Origin of the sequence: Cutibacterium sp. (genome assembly GCF_030525615.1) — a bacterium.
Lineage (GTDB): Bacteria > Actinomycetota > Actinomycetes > Propionibacteriales > Propionibacteriaceae > Cutibacterium.
Map to the genome: position 1 here is coordinate 15,359 of NZ_JAUNEJ010000005.1, position 20,437 is coordinate 35,795.

The 20,437-nt window shown below is 59.3% G+C and carries 15 protein-coding genes; 2 read left to right on the forward strand and 13 right to left on the reverse strand.

The window, feature by feature from the left end; all coding sequences use genetic code 11:
* Positions 1–24 precede the first annotated feature (24 nt).
* From Q4B98_RS08040 to dxr, 5 genes are all read right to left on the reverse strand, one after another.
* On the reverse strand, positions 25–864 hold the full coding sequence (locus tag Q4B98_RS08040) for a GNAT family N-acetyltransferase (RefSeq protein ID WP_303196632.1): 840 nt from the start codon (positions 862–864) through the stop codon (positions 25–27).
* 1 nt (position 865) lies between these two features.
* The gene (gene ispG / locus Q4B98_RS08045; protein ID WP_303196774.1) at positions 866–2,047 is read right to left on the reverse strand and encodes a flavodoxin-dependent (E)-4-hydroxy-3-methylbut-2-enyl-diphosphate synthase; all 1,182 of its coding nucleotides are present in this window, start codon (positions 2,045–2,047) and stop codon (positions 866–868) included.
* Positions 2,048–2,125: 78 nt separating this feature from the next.
* The gene (locus Q4B98_RS08050; RefSeq protein WP_303196633.1) at positions 2,126–4,744 is read right to left on the reverse strand and encodes an ExeM/NucH family extracellular endonuclease; all 2,619 of its coding nucleotides are present in this window, start codon (positions 4,742–4,744) and stop codon (positions 2,126–2,128) included.
* Positions 4,745–4,899: 155 nt separating this feature from the next.
* Positions 4,900–6,180 carry an RIP metalloprotease gene (locus Q4B98_RS08055; RefSeq protein WP_303196634.1) on the reverse strand — a complete coding sequence of 427 codons (1,281 nt, stop codon included), beginning with the start codon at positions 6,178–6,180 and terminating at the stop codon, positions 4,900–4,902.
* Positions 6,177–7,400: a 1-deoxy-D-xylulose-5-phosphate reductoisomerase gene (gene dxr, locus Q4B98_RS08060; RefSeq protein ID WP_303196635.1), complete on the reverse strand. Its 1,224-nt coding sequence runs from the start codon at positions 7,398–7,400 to the stop codon at positions 6,177–6,179. The genes Q4B98_RS08055 and dxr overlap by 4 nt, the downstream gene beginning before the upstream one ends.
* An 84-nt stretch (positions 7,401–7,484) precedes the next feature.
* Between dxr and Q4B98_RS08065 the strand changes: the two genes are divergently transcribed.
* On the forward strand, positions 7,485–8,849 hold the full coding sequence (locus Q4B98_RS08065; protein WP_303196637.1) for a serine hydrolase: 1,365 nt from the start codon (positions 7,485–7,487) through the stop codon (positions 8,847–8,849).
* Positions 8,846–9,943: an LOG family protein gene (locus Q4B98_RS08070; protein WP_303196638.1), complete on the forward strand. Its 1,098-nt coding sequence runs from the start codon at positions 8,846–8,848 to the stop codon at positions 9,941–9,943. The genes Q4B98_RS08065 and Q4B98_RS08070 overlap by 4 nt, the downstream gene beginning before the upstream one ends.
* Here Q4B98_RS08070 and gdhA read toward each other — a convergent pair.
* From gdhA to Q4B98_RS08110, 8 genes are all read right to left on the reverse strand, one after another.
* Positions 9,921–11,258, reverse strand: a complete 1,338-nt coding sequence (gene gdhA / locus Q4B98_RS08075; protein ID WP_303196639.1) for an NADP-specific glutamate dehydrogenase — start codon at positions 11,256–11,258, stop codon at positions 9,921–9,923. The two genes, Q4B98_RS08070 and gdhA, sit on opposite strands and share 23 nt — an antisense overlap.
* 100 nt (positions 11,259–11,358) lie before the next feature.
* Positions 11,359–12,609 (reverse strand): 23S rRNA (adenine(2503)-C(2))-methyltransferase RlmN, encoded by a 1,251-nt coding sequence (gene rlmN, locus Q4B98_RS08080; RefSeq protein WP_303196641.1) that lies wholly within the window; start codon positions 12,607–12,609, stop codon positions 11,359–11,361.
* A 38-nt stretch (positions 12,610–12,647) separates the two neighbouring features.
* On the reverse strand, positions 12,648–13,502 hold the full coding sequence (locus Q4B98_RS08085) for a phosphatidate cytidylyltransferase (RefSeq protein WP_303196642.1): 855 nt from the start codon (positions 13,500–13,502) through the stop codon (positions 12,648–12,650).
* A gap of 11 nt (positions 13,503–13,513) precedes the next feature.
* On the reverse strand, positions 13,514–14,068 hold the full coding sequence (gene frr, locus Q4B98_RS08090; protein WP_303196643.1) for a ribosome recycling factor: 555 nt from the start codon (positions 14,066–14,068) through the stop codon (positions 13,514–13,516).
* A 33-nt stretch (positions 14,069–14,101) separates the two neighbouring features.
* On the reverse strand, positions 14,102–14,818 hold the full coding sequence (gene pyrH, locus Q4B98_RS08095; protein ID WP_303196644.1) for a UMP kinase: 717 nt from the start codon (positions 14,816–14,818) through the stop codon (positions 14,102–14,104).
* Positions 14,819–15,049: 231 nt separating this feature from the next.
* Positions 15,050–15,862, reverse strand: coding sequence for a translation elongation factor Ts (gene tsf / locus Q4B98_RS08100; RefSeq protein WP_303196646.1), 813 nt, complete (start codon positions 15,860–15,862; stop codon positions 15,050–15,052).
* 35 nt (positions 15,863–15,897) lie between these two features.
* Positions 15,898–16,773: a 30S ribosomal protein S2 gene (gene rpsB, locus Q4B98_RS08105; protein WP_303196775.1), complete on the reverse strand. Its 876-nt coding sequence runs from the start codon at positions 16,771–16,773 to the stop codon at positions 15,898–15,900.
* A gap of 316 nt (positions 16,774–17,089) precedes the next feature.
* Positions 17,090–20,377, reverse strand: coding sequence for an endo-beta-N-acetylglucosaminidase (locus tag Q4B98_RS08110; protein WP_303196647.1), 3,288 nt, complete (start codon positions 20,375–20,377; stop codon positions 17,090–17,092).
* Positions 20,378–20,437: the final 60 nt, after the last annotated feature.

The window sequence follows — 20,437 nt, forward strand, 5'->3', positions numbered from 1 at the left end:
GGGCGCTATGGCGTACCTCGCCCGTCAGTACAAGACGGTGGCCATTTCTCCGACTTGCCGAAATCCAACAGTGTCGTACATCGCTAACGCTGGAGCATTAAAGTCATTGACGTAGAGGGATACCGATGAGTATCGACGCCGGCACAGCTCGGCCACAGCAGTCATCGCAGCATCGGCTAGTCCTTGACCGCGCCACGTCGGATCCATCCAGACCCCTTGAATCTGACAGTGGTCACGCCAGGCAACGCCAATATCTGACTTCCATCGCACCGTTCCACCCTCATCAACGATGCCAAAACAATGCCCCCGATCGACGAGCACACGCATATGGCTCATATAACCACCGGAGCTTTCGATCGGGCTGACACCAACTTCCTCGGTGTACATCGCCACCGCAGCTTGAAAATAGGCATGAAAGTGCTCCATCGTCACCCTGGCGACACGCCGATCTGGGCTGACTCTCGACGGTTCTTGCAACTCCAGTAACGGCTGGTGGGCTCGTATCTCACGAGGACTCCCCCATGCCCGCGGATACCGCTGAGACAGGACACGGTGCAACGTCAAAACTGGTTCGGCTCGTCCCATCATTGACGCCGATGAGCGCCAAGGCCCAACCCTGGAGGCCAGCTCCTCAATTGTCGAGTCGTCAGGTGCCACGGGTACGACGTTGGCACCCAAGTGAAGCACCCCCTGCAATTCATGGGACCGAATCAGACCGACGACGGGGCACCCGAGTCTGCCACGGTCTAGACCATTGGCCTGAATCCGGGACAGCAGAAACAGATTGCCCAAGGGGTCCTGTTGGAGAAATTCGGTGACTTGGGCCACGTCGGCGTCGTCAAGGACTCTGACCCTGGTGAACACGTCAGGAAACCGCGACTTCCGGTTCCCCGGCCTCATTCATCTTCTCGGCCATCCGATTCGCCTCATCGACGAGGGTGGCGACAATCTCATTCTCGGGGACGGTACGAACGACCTCGCCGTGCTTGAAGATCTTGCCCTTGCCGTTACCGGCGGCCACGCCAAGATCAGCCTCGCGACCCTCTCCAAGCCCGTTGACAACGCATCCCATCACGGCAACGCGTAGTGGCACGTCAATGCCTTCCAAGGCGTTGGACACGTCATTTGCCAACGACAGAACATCGACCTGGCACCGTCCACACGACGGGCAGGAGACGATCTCCATGCCACGGGGACGCAAGTTGAGCGACTCCAAGATCTTGATACCGACTTTGACTTCCTCAACCGGATCAGCCGACAGGGAAACGCGGATCGTGTCGCCGATCCCTTCGGAGAGCAGGTGTCCGAAAGCCACCGCAGACTTAATCGTGCCCTGGAAAGCCGGTCCGGCCTCGGTTACTCCCAAATGGAGTGGGTAGTCGCACCGTTCGGCGAGCTGCTCGTAGGCGCGGATCATGACAACAGGGTCATGGTGTTTGACCGAGATCTTGAAATCTCGGAAACCATACTGCTCGAAAAGGCTCGCCTCCCACAGCGCCGACTCCACCATAGCCTCGGCGGTCGGAGCGCCGTATTTCTCGAGCAGACGCTTATCGAGGGAACCAGCATTGACGCCAATGCGAATGCTGGTGCCGTGCTCCGTGGCGCACTGACAGATTGCCTCGATCTGGTCGTCAAATTTGCGGATATTACCGGGATTGACGCGCACTGCGCCACACCCGGCCTCGATCGCCTGAAAGACGTACTTTGGCTGGAAGTGAATATCAGCAATCACCGGGATTTGGGACTGCTTGGCGATGACCGGCAAGGCCTCGGCGTCCTTGTCCGTCGGGCAGGCGACGCGCACAATGTCACAGCCGGCGGCGGTCAGCGCGGCGATCTGCTGCAAGGTAGCCCCCACATCGTGGGTCTTGGTCGTCGTCATGGACTGCACCGAAATGGGCGCATCACCACCGACCAACACATCTCCCACCTTGATCTGGCGCGTCTTGCGACGCGGTGCCAGGGTCGGAATGGGAGGGGTGGGCATACCCAGATTCACGGTCATTGACGTGTCACTCCTGAAATCGCGGATCCTCACTTCTATTGTGTCACCTCCCTACGCCGGTGTGGTGACGCTGACAGCGAGCACCCAGAGGTAACAGGGTGGGTGCGGCGACGGTTTTCACACGCCGGTGCTGGGCAAACCGAGCCGAGTTCCAGGCACATACCCAGACGTTGGCGAAATCGTTGAGCTGGCGGATGTCGTTGCCGTCGAGAGTGAAGCGGACGTCGTTGATGCCGGGCTGGTCACCGGGGACGGACTCGATGTCGAGCTGGGGGTCGTCGTCGGGGATAGGGTCGGGGCCTGCATGGAGAAACCGACCACAGCCGGGGAGTGATCCGAGGCACCAAACTGGCTAGTGGTGTAGAAATCGGTCACGTTGTAATTGCGGCGCGAGTACTGCATGGCCACCGACTCAGACCCGTTGATGTCCCAGATACCAGCCCCGGAGACCAGCTCACGGGCGTTGGGATTGGCGAAGATGTGGTCCAGGGAACCAACACGCCCGGAATACTGGTAGCTGGCAGCACCCGGATTGTGCTCCTCGACGACCTCGCTGAACCCGGCGTCCTTGATAGCGCGGATCGGATCCTCCATGGCGTAAGCGTTGAAGTCGCCCAGCAGGAAGACCGGGTCGTCCTTGAAGTTGGTCTTCACCCACCCCGTCAACGCTGTGGCCTGGGCAACGCGACTGGGATTCGAATTGCCCTGACCAGTGCCGTCATCCTCGCCCGATCCCTTGGACTTGAAGTGGTTGACGACCGCCACGAAGGTGCGCTTGGACCCCACCGGCTGGAAGCGTTGGGCCAGCGGCTGACGGGCATTGGCGAAGACAGGGTCCGACAGAATCTGCGAGGCACCCACCGGGGAGACTTTGCCGACCTTGTAGATGAAGGCCGAGCGGATGACGTCCTCGTTCGGGGGAACGACGCTCGGGCTGGGAACGTAGGACCAAGTCTTCGTGCCAGCAGCCTTGTTGAGAGCGTCAACGAGATGAGCCAGCGAGGCGTCGCGGGACTGTCCCGGGTGCCACGTGATCCGGGCGGAATTCTCAATTTCCTCCAGAGAAACGACGTCGGCACCCAGCCCATTGATAGCGGTGACGATCTTGGCCTGCTGATCGGCGAAGGCTTCCGGAGTGTAGGCACCCCTGACCTGGCAGTAGTCGGTCGCGACAGGGTTGCCGTCACGATCGACATAGGCTTTGCAATCCGGTTCGTCTTGGCCCAGATCAGTGAAGTAGCTCAACACGTTGAAGCTGGCGAGCTTGACGTCACCGCCAACGGCAGGTGGGGTGGCCGGACGGTTATTTTCAGCCGTAATCGGCGACAGCGCGGAATCTGAGCCGACAACCTGGCCGGTGGGCTGGAAATTCCAGCCGAACCGCTGGTCCATGATGACCGGCGAAGTGAAGTCAACGTGGCTGCCGGTACGCATCGGAGTGTCCTGGGACAGGTATGGCAAGGGCGAGTTCTTAGCCTCAGCGTTCGTCATGAAGTTCCACGACGCACCGTCGTCAAGATTGATGTATTTGACCTTGTTGGCTGCCTCGACGGCCTCGGCGTCCTTACCCGGGAGCGCAACCTCGGTGCCCTGGTACAGCGGCTTGTCACCGTCAGCCAGACCAATCTGGCCGTACTGGTTGAGGTCATAGTTGTTGGTAATGGTGTAGCCGCTGACCGGTTTGACGAGCATGCCCTCGTAGGCCTCGCGCTCGGCGTCGGTGCGCGGCAGGGATGTCAGCTCGGTGGCTTTGACCGGGACACAACCATGCTTTCGATTCACCCGGGTACTGCCAGCGATCTCGGTGAGGTCGTGGTACTCCGTAACGGTGCCCGTGACGCTCACACAATCACCGACTTTGACGTTGGCCGCAGCCCACGATGAGTACACGAAGACACCATCGGACGCGTCGGTGGCCTTCTTCGCGGTGCCACCACTGCCTGGAGTCTGAATGTATATCCCGTTGAATCCACCAGTTGGATAAGCAGCGGTGACCACTCCCACCGTGGTGACGGTCTTGTCGACCAACGGACTAGTCGGCCCCTCACCCTGGATTGTGGCGATCGGGACCTCAACCGGATTCTCGGACGGGCGTGGGTTCTCAGTCGGGCCAGGATTCGGTGTCGCGCTAGAGATCGGTGTCGGAGTGGGGACGGAACCAGAATTGGTCGGGGTGGGATCTCCGACCTCGAAGTCCGCCGAATTGTCGTCAGTATCGACCCCGTTGCGACGCTCAATCGAGGTGGTGTTGGACAAGCCGGGAGCAGATGCCTTTTCGACCGCCGTTGCGGCACCGTAACCGACCAGATCAACGACAGCACCCGCTGCGTCACTGATCCGCACCGAACCCTTGGTGGCACTCATAAATGCAGTACACGTAGCGTCCGGCGTCGGCAGTGCCTTGCTGCCACCATCCCCTTTAGCTTCCTGAATCAGGAAATGGCCGCCAGCCTTGACGGTCCCGCTCAGCGCGCACGTGTTGGCCACCTTGCCCTTGGCACTCAAATACTCCAGCGTCCAGCCGGTGACGGACACATCCGAGGAGGTGGGATTGAGTAATTCGACGAAATCGTGAGTCCAGGTGGCCCCAGAGTTACCGCCACCTCCATAGACCTCGTTAATGACAACGTGGCTCGCCGTTTCCGAATCAGCATGAGCCGGCTGGGTCGCGATAATCATGGCGACGCATGACAGGGCAGATAACCCCGCCAGGACACGTCTGGGAATGGTGGTCATGGGGAATCCCATCTCGTAGCAGGGAGCGTTCGCGGGTCAGCTTGCCACAATCGGCACCACGACGTGACCGGATGTCACCGACAATTCACCGTACTGTCCCCTACCATGCCGCGTCATCGCAACAACGATTCCCGCTATTACCTCAAAAGATCGCGTCAAAAGATTCTGACTGGGGAGACAACGTCGGCGACGATCAGGACGAGCCCCATCACGAGCATAAGAATCCCGATGAACCACGCGACCGGCAACATCATTGCGGTGTCGGCTGGGCCCGGATCAGGTTTGCCAGCGAGCCGGAAGATCCCCCGCTTGCATGACTCCCACACCGCGCCGGCAATGTGTCCGCCATCCATCGGCGGCAACGGCACCACGTTGAACCAGAACAGAAACAGGTTGAGACCGCCAAGCAAGCTTGCTCCGGACGCGATCTTGTCAGCGAGAGTCAGGTGACCGTTGCCGGCAATGTCACCAGCAACTCGCGACGCCCCCACAATGCTCATCGGGCTGTTAACGTCACGAGTCTTACCGGTAACCATGTCGGAGGCAACATTCCAGGTGAGCACAGGAAGTCTGGCCAAGGCGCTTAGGGACTGCTTCGACATCATCCACATCTGCGCGATGGTGTCCCCCGGACCCGAATGGACGATCACCATCGTCGGGCTGAATCCCAGGTATCCAACTGTGACGGTGCGGCCGGGGTTATTGATGTCGGGCATCTCATTGACGATGGTGCGAGTCGGCTTGAGGTTCATCGCGTGGCCATCTCGTTCAACTTCCAGACGTACCGGCCCGTCTCCGTTGTCGCGAATGAGTTCTTGTAGTTGGGACCATGACTCGATGTGCTCACCGTTAAAAGAGACGATGTGGTCCCCGGGCTGAAGCCCCGTCTTCGCTGCCGGCGTTGGCGGGTCCTGCGCCGAACACTCCGGCTGGTTCTGGTTCATGGGTACGCATGCAGTTACGGCGGCTACCGTGGTCGTCTCGATTGATTGACCGTAAATGCCGAACACTGCCCAGAACAGCAGAAAAGCCAGCAGCAGGTTAGTAAGGATGCCGCCACTCATGATGATGAGCCGCACCCAGACCGGCTTGTCGCTGAAGAGACGTCCACCGTCCGCGTCGGTGATGTCTTGAGCCTCAGCCGCCCGGGCCTCGTCGGCCAGTTGTGTCAGATTGTTGACGCGACGGTGATGTACCTCTGCGGGATACATCCCAACCAGACGCACATAGCCGCCTAGTGGAATCCACTTGAACCCGTACTCGGTCTCGCCACGCTTGAAGGACCAGATCTTGGGTCCAAATCCAGCAAAGAACTCGGTGACCTTGACGCCAAAGATCTTGGCCGGGATGAAGTGACCACACTCGTGCAGCAGAACCGAGACGATGATGAGGGCGAAAAAGACGATCCCCGCCAACACCTGGACCACAACGATCACTGGCGGCGTTCCTGGGCACACAGCTGCGCGGCACGGCGACGACCCCAGGAATCGGCGGCCAACACAGCGTCAAGGCTGAGCGCCTCATCACCGACGTGACGGGCACCAGGCTCGCTGTCACCATCTCTCATCAGGTGCTCCTCGAGGACGGCGGCGATAGTGTCGGTGATGTCGAGGAATCCGATACTCCCCTGGCAGAAGGCGTCGACGCACGACTCATTGGCGGCATTGAACACAGCTGGAGCGGTACCGGCAGCCTTGCCCGCACGCCGGGCCAGCTCCACTGCCCCGAAAGTCTCGTTGTCCAACGGCTCGAAAGTCCACTGGGTGGCCGTCGACCAGTCACAGCCAGCTGCGGCGTCGGGAATGCGATCAGGCCACGACAACCCCAGGGCGATCGGCAGTTTCATGTCGGGTGGGGAGGCCTGGGCGATGGTGGCACCATCCCAAAACTCCACCATGGAATGCACGATGGACTGCGGATGGACAACGACGGTGATGTCATCCAGGTCGACGTCGTAGAGCAAGGCGGCCTCGAGCAACTCCAACCCCTTATTGACCAGCGTCGAGGAGTTGATCGTAATCACCCGGCCCATATTCCACGTCGGGTGCTTCATGGCGTCGGCGGCGGTGACGTCAGCCAGGGATTGCCTGTCGCGGCCACGGAACGGGCCGCCAGATGCCGTCAGAACGAGACGACGCACCTCATTGCGCCCTCCCCCACGCAAGCACTGGGCGAAGGCGGAGTGCTCGGAGTCCACGGCGACGATCTGTCCGGGGGCGGCGGCCTGGGTGACGAGCCTGCCACCGATGACCAAGGATTCCTTATTCGCCAAGGCCAGGGTTGTGCCGGCGGCCAGGGTGGCCAGGGTCGGACGCAGGCCCGCAGCACCGGTGATGGCATTGCACACCACATCGGCAGGCATTTCCGCCAGCTGAGTCGACGCATCCGGGCCGGTCAGAATCTGAAGGTCAGGCACCGGGACATCACGTGAGCCAGCTTGTACAGCCAATGCTCGCATGAATTCTTCTGCAACGTCTTCCCGCGCGATGGCCACCACGGGGATGGAGAAATCGAGAATCTGCTGAGCCAGCAAGCCAACATCCGAACCACCTGCCGATATGCCGACGACCTCGAATTGGTCGCGACGCGACGCAATGACCTCCAAGGTCTGTGTTCCGATCGATCCAGTGGAGCCGAGAATGATGACCTTCTTCACCCCGCCAGTTTGTCACGTCGGTTCCTGACAGACTGATTCAACACAGAATCTGTTTCACCAAACCAGCACCTTTAGAGTGGATTCATGACCGAGAGTGTTCTCGACATCACTGCCAATGCCCTTGAGAAGGCTGGAGTTCACCCGCACCGACTTATCGTGCGTCAGCACGGACACGTCGTCGGGCGACGCCGCTGGGCCCCGTGGAGTTCCGAGGTCGCCAGCCTCGTCTATTCCTGCTCCAAAACTTTCACCTCTGCCGCCGTCGGCATCGCTGTCGATCGTGGTGCCTTCGGCTACGACGACACTCTGGCCGAACTGCTGCCAGCCTCATGTACCGAGCAGACCGGCCCGGTAGCTAGATCCATCACCGTTCGCGACGTCCTGGCAATGGCGAGTGGACACTCGCCCGAGCAACTGAGCCAGCCTCCCTTAGCCCTGTCAAGGATTCCTAACGCCCAGACCGCGAAACTGTGGCTGGGCACCGAACCTGCCGGACGCCCCGGGGTCGACTTCGCCTACAACAATCTCGGTACGTGGATGTTGTCTCGAATCGTTCGCCGCCATACCGGGGTCGACATCGACACCATCATCACCAGGGAGGTTCTGGAACCACTGGGCTGCGGTCCGCACAGCTGGGTCCGCGACGCCGACGGCATTCCGTTGGGATTTAGCGGCCTACACATCGACGCGGAAGATATCGGTCGGTTTGCCCAGCTTCTCCTCGACAACGGTATTCACGACGGCAGACGTCTGCTGCCCCGAGAATGGGTCGAGCAGCACCGCGTCAAGCACGTCGAATCTGACGGGCTCACCGGCCCGGAGTGGGGACTCGGCTACGGGTGGCAAACCTGGATCTCCAGCCACGGCTACCGTCTCGACGGTGCCTTCGGCCAGTTCGCACTCATCATCCCTGAGGTCGACGCTGTCGTCGTGACAACCAATGAGGTCGGAGAGGGGCCTGGAGACAAGCAGACGGTTTTGCAGATCATCTGGGACCATCTTCTGCCGGCCCTGTCAGAGGGAATCACACCCGAACCTGAGGAGGTCGTGCGCACCGTACCGACGGTTTCCGGCACGTTCGACTCAGCCCGCTCGATACAGGGCATTGTCGACGACACTCACATCATCGTCGCGCCCTGTGCTGACGGCTGGGCCATGTCGTGGCGGTCCACTCAGTCTCACGACGAGACCGTCGAGACCAGCTTGGACGTCGCCATCGGACACAACAGGTGGCTGACGTCCCACTGTCGTGTCGGGGACGGCTCCTTGGACATCGCGGCCAGCGGCGGTTGGCAGGCCAACACCTTCGTCGCCAAACTCAACATCATTTCCAGCCCCCATGGCCTCACGATCCAGATAGCCCCGAATGCCACGACAATCCGGTGGAATTGTGATCCGCTTGATCCGCGTGGCCTGTTTGGTCTGATTCACCCGGAGCCGCGTCAATGATTCCGTCACACATCGAAATCGAGACACTCGATCAGTTGAAGCAGGCTGCACCAGATCTGTCTGGACGCGTGGTACAGGGGGTAGATCTGACCGACTGCGCCGATTTGCTGCACACCTGCGACGTCTCCACGACAATTTTCCTGGGATGCCCCAGTCCTATCGTCCTGACAACGTGGTTGCGGGCCAGGGGCGCTCTCATCTTCCCGAGTATCCCGGGAGTTCCTTTCGATCCGTACCATCCCGGGGCCTATACCGCACAGGAGTTGTACAACGACATCGACCAGGGCTACCCCGCAACCCTCGACGCGGCTGTGGACCGGTGGCGACGCGGGTTGTCCACCCCGCCAGGGCTGCGCGATACCCTTGCCACCGCGCTGCACGACGATTCCATGACTGACGCCATGGATGATCTGCTTCTTGGCACAGATCCCACCATGACCGTCGGCGTCATGGGTGGCCATTCTGTTACCAGGGATTCGGACGGGTACCGCATGGCGGCCGACCTAGGTGCCGCACTTGCTGACGCCGGCCACTTGGTCGTCACTGGAGGCGGTCCGGGCGCGATGGAGGCCGCCAATCTGGGAGCCGCCTGCCCACCCGAGCTGCTCGACAAGTCGATTCGCCGGCTGCGAGAAGTGGTTGGCACCAGCGATGTCACCGCCTGGGTGCAGGCAGGACTCAGCGTCGTCGCCTCGTGGCCAGATGGTCCGGCCCACCACACCATCGGCATTCCGACCTGGTTCTACGGGCACGAACCGCCCAATGTCTTTGCCACGAGCATCATCAAGTACTTCTCGAATGCGTTGCGTGAAGACATTCTGCTCAACCGGTGCCGTGGCGGAATCATCTACCTACCCGGCCAGGCAGGCACCGTTCAGGAACTCTTTCAGGCGATGACCGGCAATTACTACGCCACTCATGAGGACGAGGTGACCCCGCTCATCATGCTCGGCAGCCAGTACTGGAGCCAGACCATGCCGGCCTGGCCGCTGCTTCACAAGATGTCGCGAGATCACCTCGTCGCTGGTCATATTTGCCTCGTCAACACCGTTGAGGAGGCAGTGGAGGCACTCAGACGACGCCCATCGCAATAACGGCGTCGGCTACCTTGGTGAATCCGGCGATGTTGGCGCCCATGACGTAATCGCCTGGGTGACCGTAGGACTCAGCGGTATCAATACACCGATCGTGAATATCAGCCATGATCTGCTGTAGTCGGGCCTCGGTGGTGTCGAAATCCCAAGAGTCGCGACCGGCATTCTGCTGCATCTCCAGAGCCGAGGTGGCCACACCGCCGGCGTTGGAGGCTTTACCGGGGGCAAAGAGCACACTTGCGTCGTGGAAGGCATGCACCGCTTCAGGAGTACTCGGCATATTGGCACCTTCGGCCACAGCTACCACGCCATTGCGGATGAGCGTGGCGGCCGCCTGACCGTCGAGCTCGTTCTGGGTAGCACAGGGCAGGGCGACATCAACCGGGATGTTCCAGATGGACCCCTCGGTATGGAAGGTGGCGGAATCGCGGCGGGCTGCGTACGCGCTAATGCGAGCCCGCTCGACCTCCTTGACCTGCTTGAGCAGGGCGACGTCAATTCCCTTCTCATCAATGACATATCCGCTGGAATCCGAGCAGGCGACGACAGTAGCGCCGAGGTCTTGAGCTTTCTCAACGGCATAAATAGCGACATTGCCCGACCCGGAGACAGTGACTCGCAGGCCGTCCAGAGACTTTCCGTTGGTCGCCAACATACGCTGGACAAAGAAGACCGTGCCGTAGCCGGTGGCCTCAGTACGCACCATGGAACCACCCCAGGTGAGTCCTTTACCGGTGAGAACCCCGGACTCATGACGGTTGGTAATTCGCTTGTACTGGCCGAAGAGGTAACCGATCTCGCGTCCGCCGACACCGATATCACCAGCCGGGACGTCGGTGTTCTCACCGAGATGGCGGTAGAGCTCCGTCATGAATGACTGGCAGAACCTCATGACCTCACCTTCGGAGGCCTCGTGAGGATCGAAGTCAGAGCCGCCCTTGGCACCACCAATCGGCATACCGGTCAGCGCATTCTTAAAGATCTGTTCGAACCCAAGGAACTTGATCGTCCCCAGGTACACGGAGGGATGGAATCGCAGTCCGCCCTTGTACGGCCCGAGCACCGAGGAGTACTCGACGCGGAATCCACGGTTAATGCGTACCTTGCCCTCGTCATCAATCCACGGCACACGGAAGATAATCTGACGCTCTGGTTCGCAGATACGCGACAGAACTGCAGCTTCAACGTACTGTGGGTTTTTCTTGAGCACCGGACCGAGGGATTCAAAGATCTCCCGCACGGCCTGATGGAACTCGGCCTCCCCTGGATTGCGCTTCAGCACCGCCTGGTAGGCATTCTCGAGCTGGCTGTCCATCCGGCGACCTCCTTCATGTAGGTGGGTATTACTCGGATGATTTTCGCACTACCTCACCCGGAACCATGTCACTGGGTCGATCAGTGGACTCACCTTGGACTCAGTTGCCCAATCCTTCCACGCGTCCCACAGCAGCCAATTGACCACACGCGCCATCAATTTCTGAGCCTCTCGTGTCGCGCACCGTCACCGGAATCTTCCAGCGCTGCAAGGTTTCAACGAAGGCGTCTTGGTCCTGTGGACGCGAAGCCGTCCAGCGTGAGCCTGGAGTCGGATTAAGCGGAATAAGGTTTACGTGAGCCCAAGTCCAGTCGCCGCGACGGCGGATCTGACGGGCCAGCACCCCAGCACGGTCGGCCTGGTCATTGATGTCTTTCATGAGGGCATACTCGATCGAGACTCGACGCTTGGTCTTCTCGGCGTAGTGCCACGCAGCGTCAAGGAGTTCATCGACCTTCCAACGACGGTTGACCGGGATGAGTTCGTCTCGCAACTCGTCATCGGGGGCGTGCAAGGAGACGGCCAAGGTAACCGGAATCCCCTCCTCAGTCAGCGCTTTAATACGAGGCACCAAACCGACCGTCGAGACAGTCATGGCACGAGCGCTCATGCCAACTCCATCGGGGCCTTCGGCAATGAGGGTGCGAATGGCGGTGAGCACCGAGCGGTAATTGGCCATGGGTTCACCCATGCCCATGAACACGATGTTGTGGACACGACCGCTGGCCCCGGGAACCTCGCCGGCCTCAATAAGGCGGTTGGCTGCCAGCACCTGACTGACGATCTCAGCGGTGGACATATTGCGCTGAATACCGCCCTGACCGGTGGCGCAGAACGGGCACGCCATGCCGCAACCGGCCTGGGAGGAGATACACAAGGTGGTGCGAGCGACAGAATGGCGGGTCGGTGGGTAATACATGAGAACCGACTCCACCAAGGCTCCACCGTGGAGTCGCCACAAGGTCTTCACAGTTGTGCCACGGTCACACGATTGTCGAGAGACCTCGGTCAGCAGCGTCGGGAACCAAGCGTCAGCGATTTGCTGGCGAGCCGAGGTGGGCAGATCAGTCCACTCGGTGGGGTCAACCTCCCAGCGGTCAAAGACGTGGGTAGAAATCTGGCGAGCACGGAAAGCTGGCAGACCAAGGTCCTTGACGGCCTGCACCCTCTCCTCAACGCTCAGATCTATCCAGTGGCGAGGAGGTTTGGTACGCTTCGGGGTCCGCACCACAACCGGAATCTCCTTGTCAGCCAGCGGAGTGGTGGGCAACACCAGTCCCGACGGCGACACGTTTGGACGCTCGGATTGTGCGTCAGTCACAGCATTCCTCTCACGATTGCGATCAGCCATGGATGGTCCCGGCGGCTGCGAAATCCTCAGCTACGATGTCACAGCACCAAGGACATGACCAGCCAGGCGAAGGGTGCGGAGAACAGCACCGAGTCCAGCCGGTCCATGACGCCACCGTGGCCGGGCAGGAAGTTCGACATGTCCTTGATACCGGCATCGCGTTTAATCATCGACTCGACGAGATCTCCCGCAGTTCCAGTGAACGCAAGAACCACGCCGAGGAGCAAACCGGCCCAAGCCGGGGCCGACAGCAGACCGCTCAAACACGCCCACCCCACGAGGGCCGCAGTGATGACGGACCCGGCGAAACCCTCCCAGCTTTTCTTGGGGCTGATCTGCGGCGCCATCTTGTGCTTGCCAAACAGCACCCCAATGGCGTAGCCGCCGGTGTCAGAAGCGACGACACTCAGAATCCAGGTGGCAATGCGGCGACTACCTCCGTCGTCTCCCATCATCAGAGGGACGAAGCACCCCAGCAACGGTAGGTAAGCGATCGTGAGCAGACTTGCCGCGACGTCCTTGACGAAGCCGGCAGAACCGCGCGGAAGACGCCACGCCATCGCCGCAACCGTCGTCGCCCCCAACGTCGCGACAAGGAACGTGTTAGGCAGGATGCGAAGATTCATCGTCGCCGCCGCATAGGCTCCGATGACCATCACCACCGTGCCAATACAGATGGGGACAACCGCAGAGTTCATACCCAACCGAGCCATCGCCCGGTGAAGCTCAATAGCCCCGGCCACCAAAGCCAGGGCCATCAACAGGACGAACCCCCAGTGCCACCACCCGACCGTGCCAATGACGGCTCCACACAACACCACCCCAGTGGCAATGGCGGCAGGAAGATCACGGCCAGCCCGTGTGGCAGCAGCCTTCTGCTGAGAGTTGCCCATCCTGAATCCGATCAGACTTCGAGGAGCTCGTTCTCCTTGGATTTCAGAAGCTCGTCGATCTGCTCAACGTATCTGCGAGTGACCTGGTCGAGCTCCTTCTCCAGACGAGTCATATCGTCCTCGGAGATCTCTTTGTCCTTCTCTTGCTTCTTGACGATGTCGTTGCTGGCGCGACGAACATTACGGACCGCGATACGACCTTCCTCAGCCTTGGCCTTGGCCATCTTGATGTACTCCTTGCGCCGCTCCTCGGTAAGGGCGGGAAGGACACACCGCACGACGTTGCCGTCATTGGAAGGGTTGACGCCCAGGTCAGAATCGCGAACGGCCTTCTCGACCTCGTTGACGCAGCTCTTGTCAAACGGCGCAATCAGAACAGTACGAGCCTCCGGAACCTGGAAACTGGCCAGCTGCTGCAGCGGCGTAGGAGTGCCGTAATACTCGACCATGATCTTGTTAAACATGGCAGGGTTAGCACGCCCGGTGCGAATGGCCGCGAACTCCTCGCGGGCATGATCGACCGCTGACCCCATCTTCTTCTCAGCGTCCTTGATGATGTCGCTCACTGTGTTGTCCTTCCTTGGTGTGTCTTCGATGGTTCAGCGATGGACGGTAGTGCCGATGTCCTCACCATTGACGACACGAGCGATGTTGCCCGGGGTCTCGAGGTTGAAGAAAATCATCGTCAGGTTGTTGTCCCTGGCCATGGCGACGGCGGTGGCGTCGGCGACCTTGAGGTCACGTGACAGGAACTCATCGTAGGTCAGTTCGTCGAACTTATGGGCATTCGCGTTGGTCTTGGGGTCGCTGTCATAGACACCGTCCACTCCCTGCTTGCCCATCAGAAGAGCGTCAGCACCAATTTCGAGGGCACGCTGCGCAGCAACGGTATCGGTTGAGAAGTACGGCATACCGGAACCGGCACCAAAGATGACGACCCGTCCCTTCTCCATGTGACGCTCAGCCTTGCGAGGAATATAGGGTTCGGCGACCTGGCCCATGGTGATGGCGGTCTGGACTCGAGTGTCCACCCCAGCCTTTTCGCAGAAATCCTGGAGTGCGAGGCAGTTCATGACAGTGCCAAGCATGCCCATGTAATCGGCTCGGTCGCGTTGCATACCGCGCTGCTGAAGCTCCGCTCCGCGGAAGAAGTTCCCTCCGCCCACGACGACGGCTACCTGAACCCCGCTATTGGCGATATCGGCGATCTCGCGGGCCTTGGCGGCCACGACATCGGCGTCGACACCGATTCCTCCCCCTCCGAAAACCTCTCCGGACAATTTGAGAAGAACTCGGTTGTAGCGCTGTGGCATCATCTCTCCTGGTCGGCGGACATTGACGCGGAATGCGTCACTCCAGCTTAGCCTGAGGACAGCTAGGACCGCAGGCCACCACGGGGGCGATCGGCTTTCATTGTCCCGAATGGCCTGAAACCGCTGCTTTCCCGCACCCCTGGGAGTGTCCAACCCCTACGAGACGACGAACGGCCCCACCATGCGGTGGGACCGTTCGCGGTTTATCATCCCCCGGTTGATACCGGGAACAAGTCACTCCCCAGCGGAGAAACGCACGAAACGCTTGATGGTAATACCAGCGGCCTTAGTGGTCTGGGCGACAGACTTCTTGTCGTCAGAGATAGCCGCCTGGTCAAGCAGGCAATTCTCCTTGTAGAAGCCGTTGAGTCGGCCCTCGACGATCCGATCGATGATCTTCTCAGGCTTGCCCTCCTCGAGGGCAATGTCGCGGGCGACAGTGCGCTCGTGCTCAACGACGTCAGCGGGGACATCGTCGCGGGACAACCAGCGCGGGCTCATGGCAGCGATCTGCAGGCAGACGCCGTGCACGGCCTCCTTATCGTCACCTTCGTATTCCACCATCACGCCGACCTGCGGAGGCAGGTCCTGGGAACGACGGTGCAGGTAGACGTGAGCGTCGCCGCTGAAATGGGCGACATTGGCAAGCTCGATCTTCTCACCAATCTTGGCGGCGAGCTGACCGAGCTTGTCGGCGACGGTGGTGCCGTCAGCAAGGGCGACGGCGGACGCGGCGTCCTTGGAGTCAGCTCCAGCCTTGTCGACGGCCTCGGCAATCTCCTTGGCAGCGGCAATGAACTCCTCGTTCTTAGCAACGAAGTCGGTCTCCGAGCCGATGTGCACCAGGGAAGTGCCGGAAGCGGCGACCAGCCCGTTGCTAGCCTCGCGATCGGAGCGCTTGGCAGCCTTGGCGGCACCAGAGACGCGCAGGATGTCAACGGCCTTGTCGAAGTCGCCCTCAGCCTCAGTGAGGGCCTTCTTGGCGTCCATCATGCCGGCGCCGGTGGCGTCGCGCAGCTTCTTGACCTCAGCAGCAGTGATAGCCATGGATAATCTCAGTCCTGTCTAGACGTGGGCGAACTTCAGTTGGACTTCTTGGCCTCGTCAGCCGTGGCGGCATCAGGGGCATCGGTCTTCGGCTCCTCGGCCTTGTTATCAGCCTTGGCCTCGGTCTTGTTATCAGCCTGGGCGTCTCCGCCCTCAAGGAGCTCGCGCTCCCAATCAGGCATCGGCTCGGCCTCGGCAGCCTGGTCACCGGACTTACCGGCGGAACGAGCCATGAGGCCCTCAGCGACGGCGTCGGCGATAATGCGAGTCAACAGGGACACCGAACGGATAGCGTCATCATTGCCCGGGATCGGGTAATCGACCTCGTCGGGGTCACAGTTGGTGTCGAGGATTGCAACAACCGGGATCTTGAGCTTGCGGGCCTCGTCAATGGCGAGGTGCTCTTTCTTCGTGTCGACGACCCAGACGGCCTGGGGAACCTTCGGCATATCACGAATACCGCCCAGGTCCTTGGCCAGCTTGTCCTTCTCACGCGAAAGCATAAGCAGTTCTTTCTTCGTGAGACCGGAGCCGGAGACCTTCTCGAAGTCCATGGCCTCGAGCTCCTTGAGTCGAGCAATGCGCTTCGAGATGGTCTGGAAGTTGGTGAGCATTCCGCCGAGCCAACGCTGGTTGACGTACGGCATACCAACACGGCTGGCCTGCTCAATGATGGACTCTTGAGCCTGCTTCTTGGTGCCGACGAAGAGAATCTGCCCGCCCTTGGCGACCGTTTCCTTGACGAAGGCATAGGCCTTGTCGATGTAGGTCAGCGACTGGTGCAGATCGATGATGTAGATACCGTTGCGCTCGGTGAAGATGAAACGCTTCATCTTCGGATTCCAGCGACGAGTCTGGTGCCCAAAGTGAACGCCGCTCTCGAGGAGCTGGCGAGTGGTGACCACGGCCATGACCGTGTCCTTCCTCATCAGGGCACACCACAGGTGTGCCAAACGGTTGTGCGGTGGCGCGGGATTACGTCACCTCCTGATGCATCACCGTTCGCCCGCCTGCCGTAACAGGACCGAGGACGTCCGGTTGTCAATGACACTGATGCATGCGAAGTCAGTCCAAACTAGTCCAGACTGCACCGCTAGTTTATGCCGCAGACCACGGATCGGGCGAATTCGCGACGGTCCCACCACCCCCAGGGATAAGTGGTGCTGGGTTTATCGGTCGTTCTAGCCGCAGCACCACGGGTCGAGCGATCCTCGCTCAAGGCGCAGGTCAATTACCCGTGCGAGGCATCAAGCTGGGACGCCACCGGATGGCGTCAACTTCTGGCACAGGCGATGCTCCCGCTGACGAACTACGCGCAGCTGTCACACCACCAGAAGCAGTGGGAGTCGGAGTTTTAGGAACAGCTGAGGCCGATAAAGTAGGCACCGCAGGCGAAGACATTGAACCTTTAACACCCTCCACAACAAGTGTTTGCCGCGCCGTGTTCCCATACAGGTCTGTAACATCAATGATGATCTTGTGGACACTTGGGGTCATCGGGCTACCCGACAAGGTTCCCCGTAGAGGGGTCAACCCATCGCCGGAGATGTCATTGCGCCACGACAATCCGACAGGTAGCGCCTCGCGTATCCGCCACGACAATGGCGCGGCTCCACTAACCGTCACGCTCACCGGTTCAATCGGCTCTCCCACAGGGACTTTCTGAGTGCTGTTGCCCCCGACTGTGAAGGACGGTTTATCGGTAGAAGCCAGCAGGTCGTTATCCTTGATCGCGAACTTTTGGACCGTTTCATTTCCGGCATAGTCAGTCACTGTCGTGACAAGCGTGCCATTAGGTTCCGGGAATCGGTGGAAAGCCGTTGGATCGTCCGTGGTGGGCTTGGCTCCCGAAACACTACGCACCGACCCTCCGCGCCGTATCTTGCTAATCGGCGACGATTTACCATCTCTTCCTTGCCAGGTGAGATCGAGCAGGTACCAGTCAGGTGAGGTGAGGTTGCGCATGTGGAACCCGGAGCGATCCTTCTGGATGATGATGTCGCAGAGAGTCACTGGGGCGGCCCACGAGTCGTGAGTACGGCCTCGATATGACAGCCCCTGACCGTCACCGGAGCTGATCGTCAGATCGTAGGAGTATCCCTCGCGCACCGGGACCGGAACAGTAGCTGATTCCTTCGAACACGCAATATCTAATCCATACGGCTGGTTGTCGATATCTCCGGCGGCGACGTCGACCAGTCGGACATCAATATGGCAGCTCCCGCTCAGGCCCTCTGCCTCCCACGACACGTCAAGCTTGCCCGGTTTTGCCGCCTCAATAAGCAACTTCGAAGAAGTCACACTCTCGGCCACCTTGATCTGACGCGGCTGAGCTGAGTAATCGTAAGTCACAGTCGCAGGCTCGGAAATCTGACCGTCGTGTCCCACAGCACGCACCGCGAAAGTCACCTTGCCGCTGGCGTTGGGAACATTTTTGATATAGGATAAATCGGAGTATTCCGATGCCACATGGAAGGTCTTGCCGTCAGCGCCAGAGACCTCCACAACATACTGCGACACCTCGCTGAACGGTTTTGACTGCCACGATAAGATAGCCTGTCCATCATCATATATCTTTTCCAGCTTGACCTGTTGAGGAGCCTCCGGTGCGTTGACACCATCGCGCACGGATATCGAACCGACATTGATCTGGTAATCCGCTGCGGGACTAAATTGAAGACCGATCGTCGTGATAGTTCGCCCGGCGAACTCTCCTAGATCAATTACGGACGTTTTCCACTGGCCGCGTATCTCGCTGTCTGGAACGTCAATGGTAACGACCTTTCCAGGATCGTCAGCGAAAATAAGAGCAACTTTCATGACGCCACCGCTCGCCGAACTCTTCCGGAAAGTAATTGGCATACTGGTCGTCGACTTCACCGACAACCTGGTCTTGAACAACCTCAATGTTGCAGTGTCACTTATATCACCATGCACAACAAGGGATGATCCTCCTTGCCAGCCCCCCACCTGTCGATATGGGACCCTGGCTAAGTCGCCATTAACGTCTGTACGCCGCTCAGCAGGACCGTAATCGAAATCCACTGACGGTCGAGATCCCTTTGTATCTATCCACCACTGCCAACTAGGCAGGATTGACTGCGAATCCATATTGGTCCATGCCTCTGGATTGGAGACCTCGCCACCTTGGTACCACTGCATACCATGACCAGTATTGAAATCTGTGTAGAAACGTGATCCCGCTATGACCGATCGAGCAGGAATGAAGTCGGCGACACCTACCCACGAAGATGAGTCTTTAACCCCGACGTCGGGGCGAGAATGCCCCGGGTGTGCTCCGGTATCCTGCGGGTTCGATGTCACCCCCGAGAAGTACATTCGCTCCCTTTCGGCGACCATCCACTGATAAGATTCCTGCTGAAAAACCGGCACGTCGATCTTGGCACCTTGAGGTTTAACATCATCAGCCAGCCCACGCTGGTACATATCGCTAGGTGTGAACAGAGCAATAGACGCCTTAGGACTGTGATCCTTAGTCGAGACATAGAGATTGGGGAGTTTGGAGGCCGATTCATGTTTTCCACTAAACCCAGATTGATTGGCCTCCACACCGAAAAACAATGCCTCGTATGGGTCATATCCGCTGGCCTTAGCTTTGGCTACTGATTCGTCTTCACTCCCCGGCCATGTGTAATTCAAGAATACCGAATTCATAATTTTGCCATGGTCAAGCAAGGCCGCCTTCGAGTCTGAGAAGTTCCCGGAGGAGTTGGTATACCACTGGGTGTAGAGTCCCTTGGAGGTGAGATAACTCATGAAGGGCTTGAATCTGGAATCTTGTAGGCTGCCTTCCTCCTCGTTAAGAAAATACCCATCGAAGCCATAATACTTGGCCATCTGAACCAATTTATCGGCAATAACATAACCATCAGAATTTGGGTCTTTATCAAACGCTTCATTAAAAGTCAAACCCGGACGGAAGGACGGGTCAAAATAGATAGTGGCAATGGACTTTACTCCATTGCGATGAGCGGCATTGGTGTAGGCTGGGTTGGGGATGTCGACAATACCGAACTCAAAATTGCGAGTGCGCCAATCGCTGGTAGCCGGGTCATAGAAAGTTTCGGGGGTTCGCGCAGTCGCTGCACCATGCCACGGACTCCAATAGTCAGCATATTGCCAGAAGTTGAGCGTATTGTTAGCAAACCCGTTATTTGCGCGAAAGTTTCCGAAAAACGAGTTGCCATAATCCCCCTGCATGAGCATGACCTGAGCCTTACCATCCAGATCAGGACGAATCTGAGTATCAGGGTCGCGGGGAATTCGGGTCTGTAAGGGTACGTGGGCGCGCAAATATGGTGCATACGGGTCAGTCTGCGGGGTCCAGGCACGGATGTCTTGAAGACGCCAACCGGCATTACGTGGTTGGGCTGACGCTAATTCATAATCTCCGATAGGGGCGACGGAATCGGCAGCGTGCGCGGTTTGCCCTACCCCGAGAGCCGCCCCAAGCCCCACAGCAAAAGCAAGAACAGCCGCTAGCGGTCGTTTCATGGTGAGCCTTTCGACGATGAAAGCACCGCTAAGCTAAACCGTATTAGTGTTGTGTGTCAA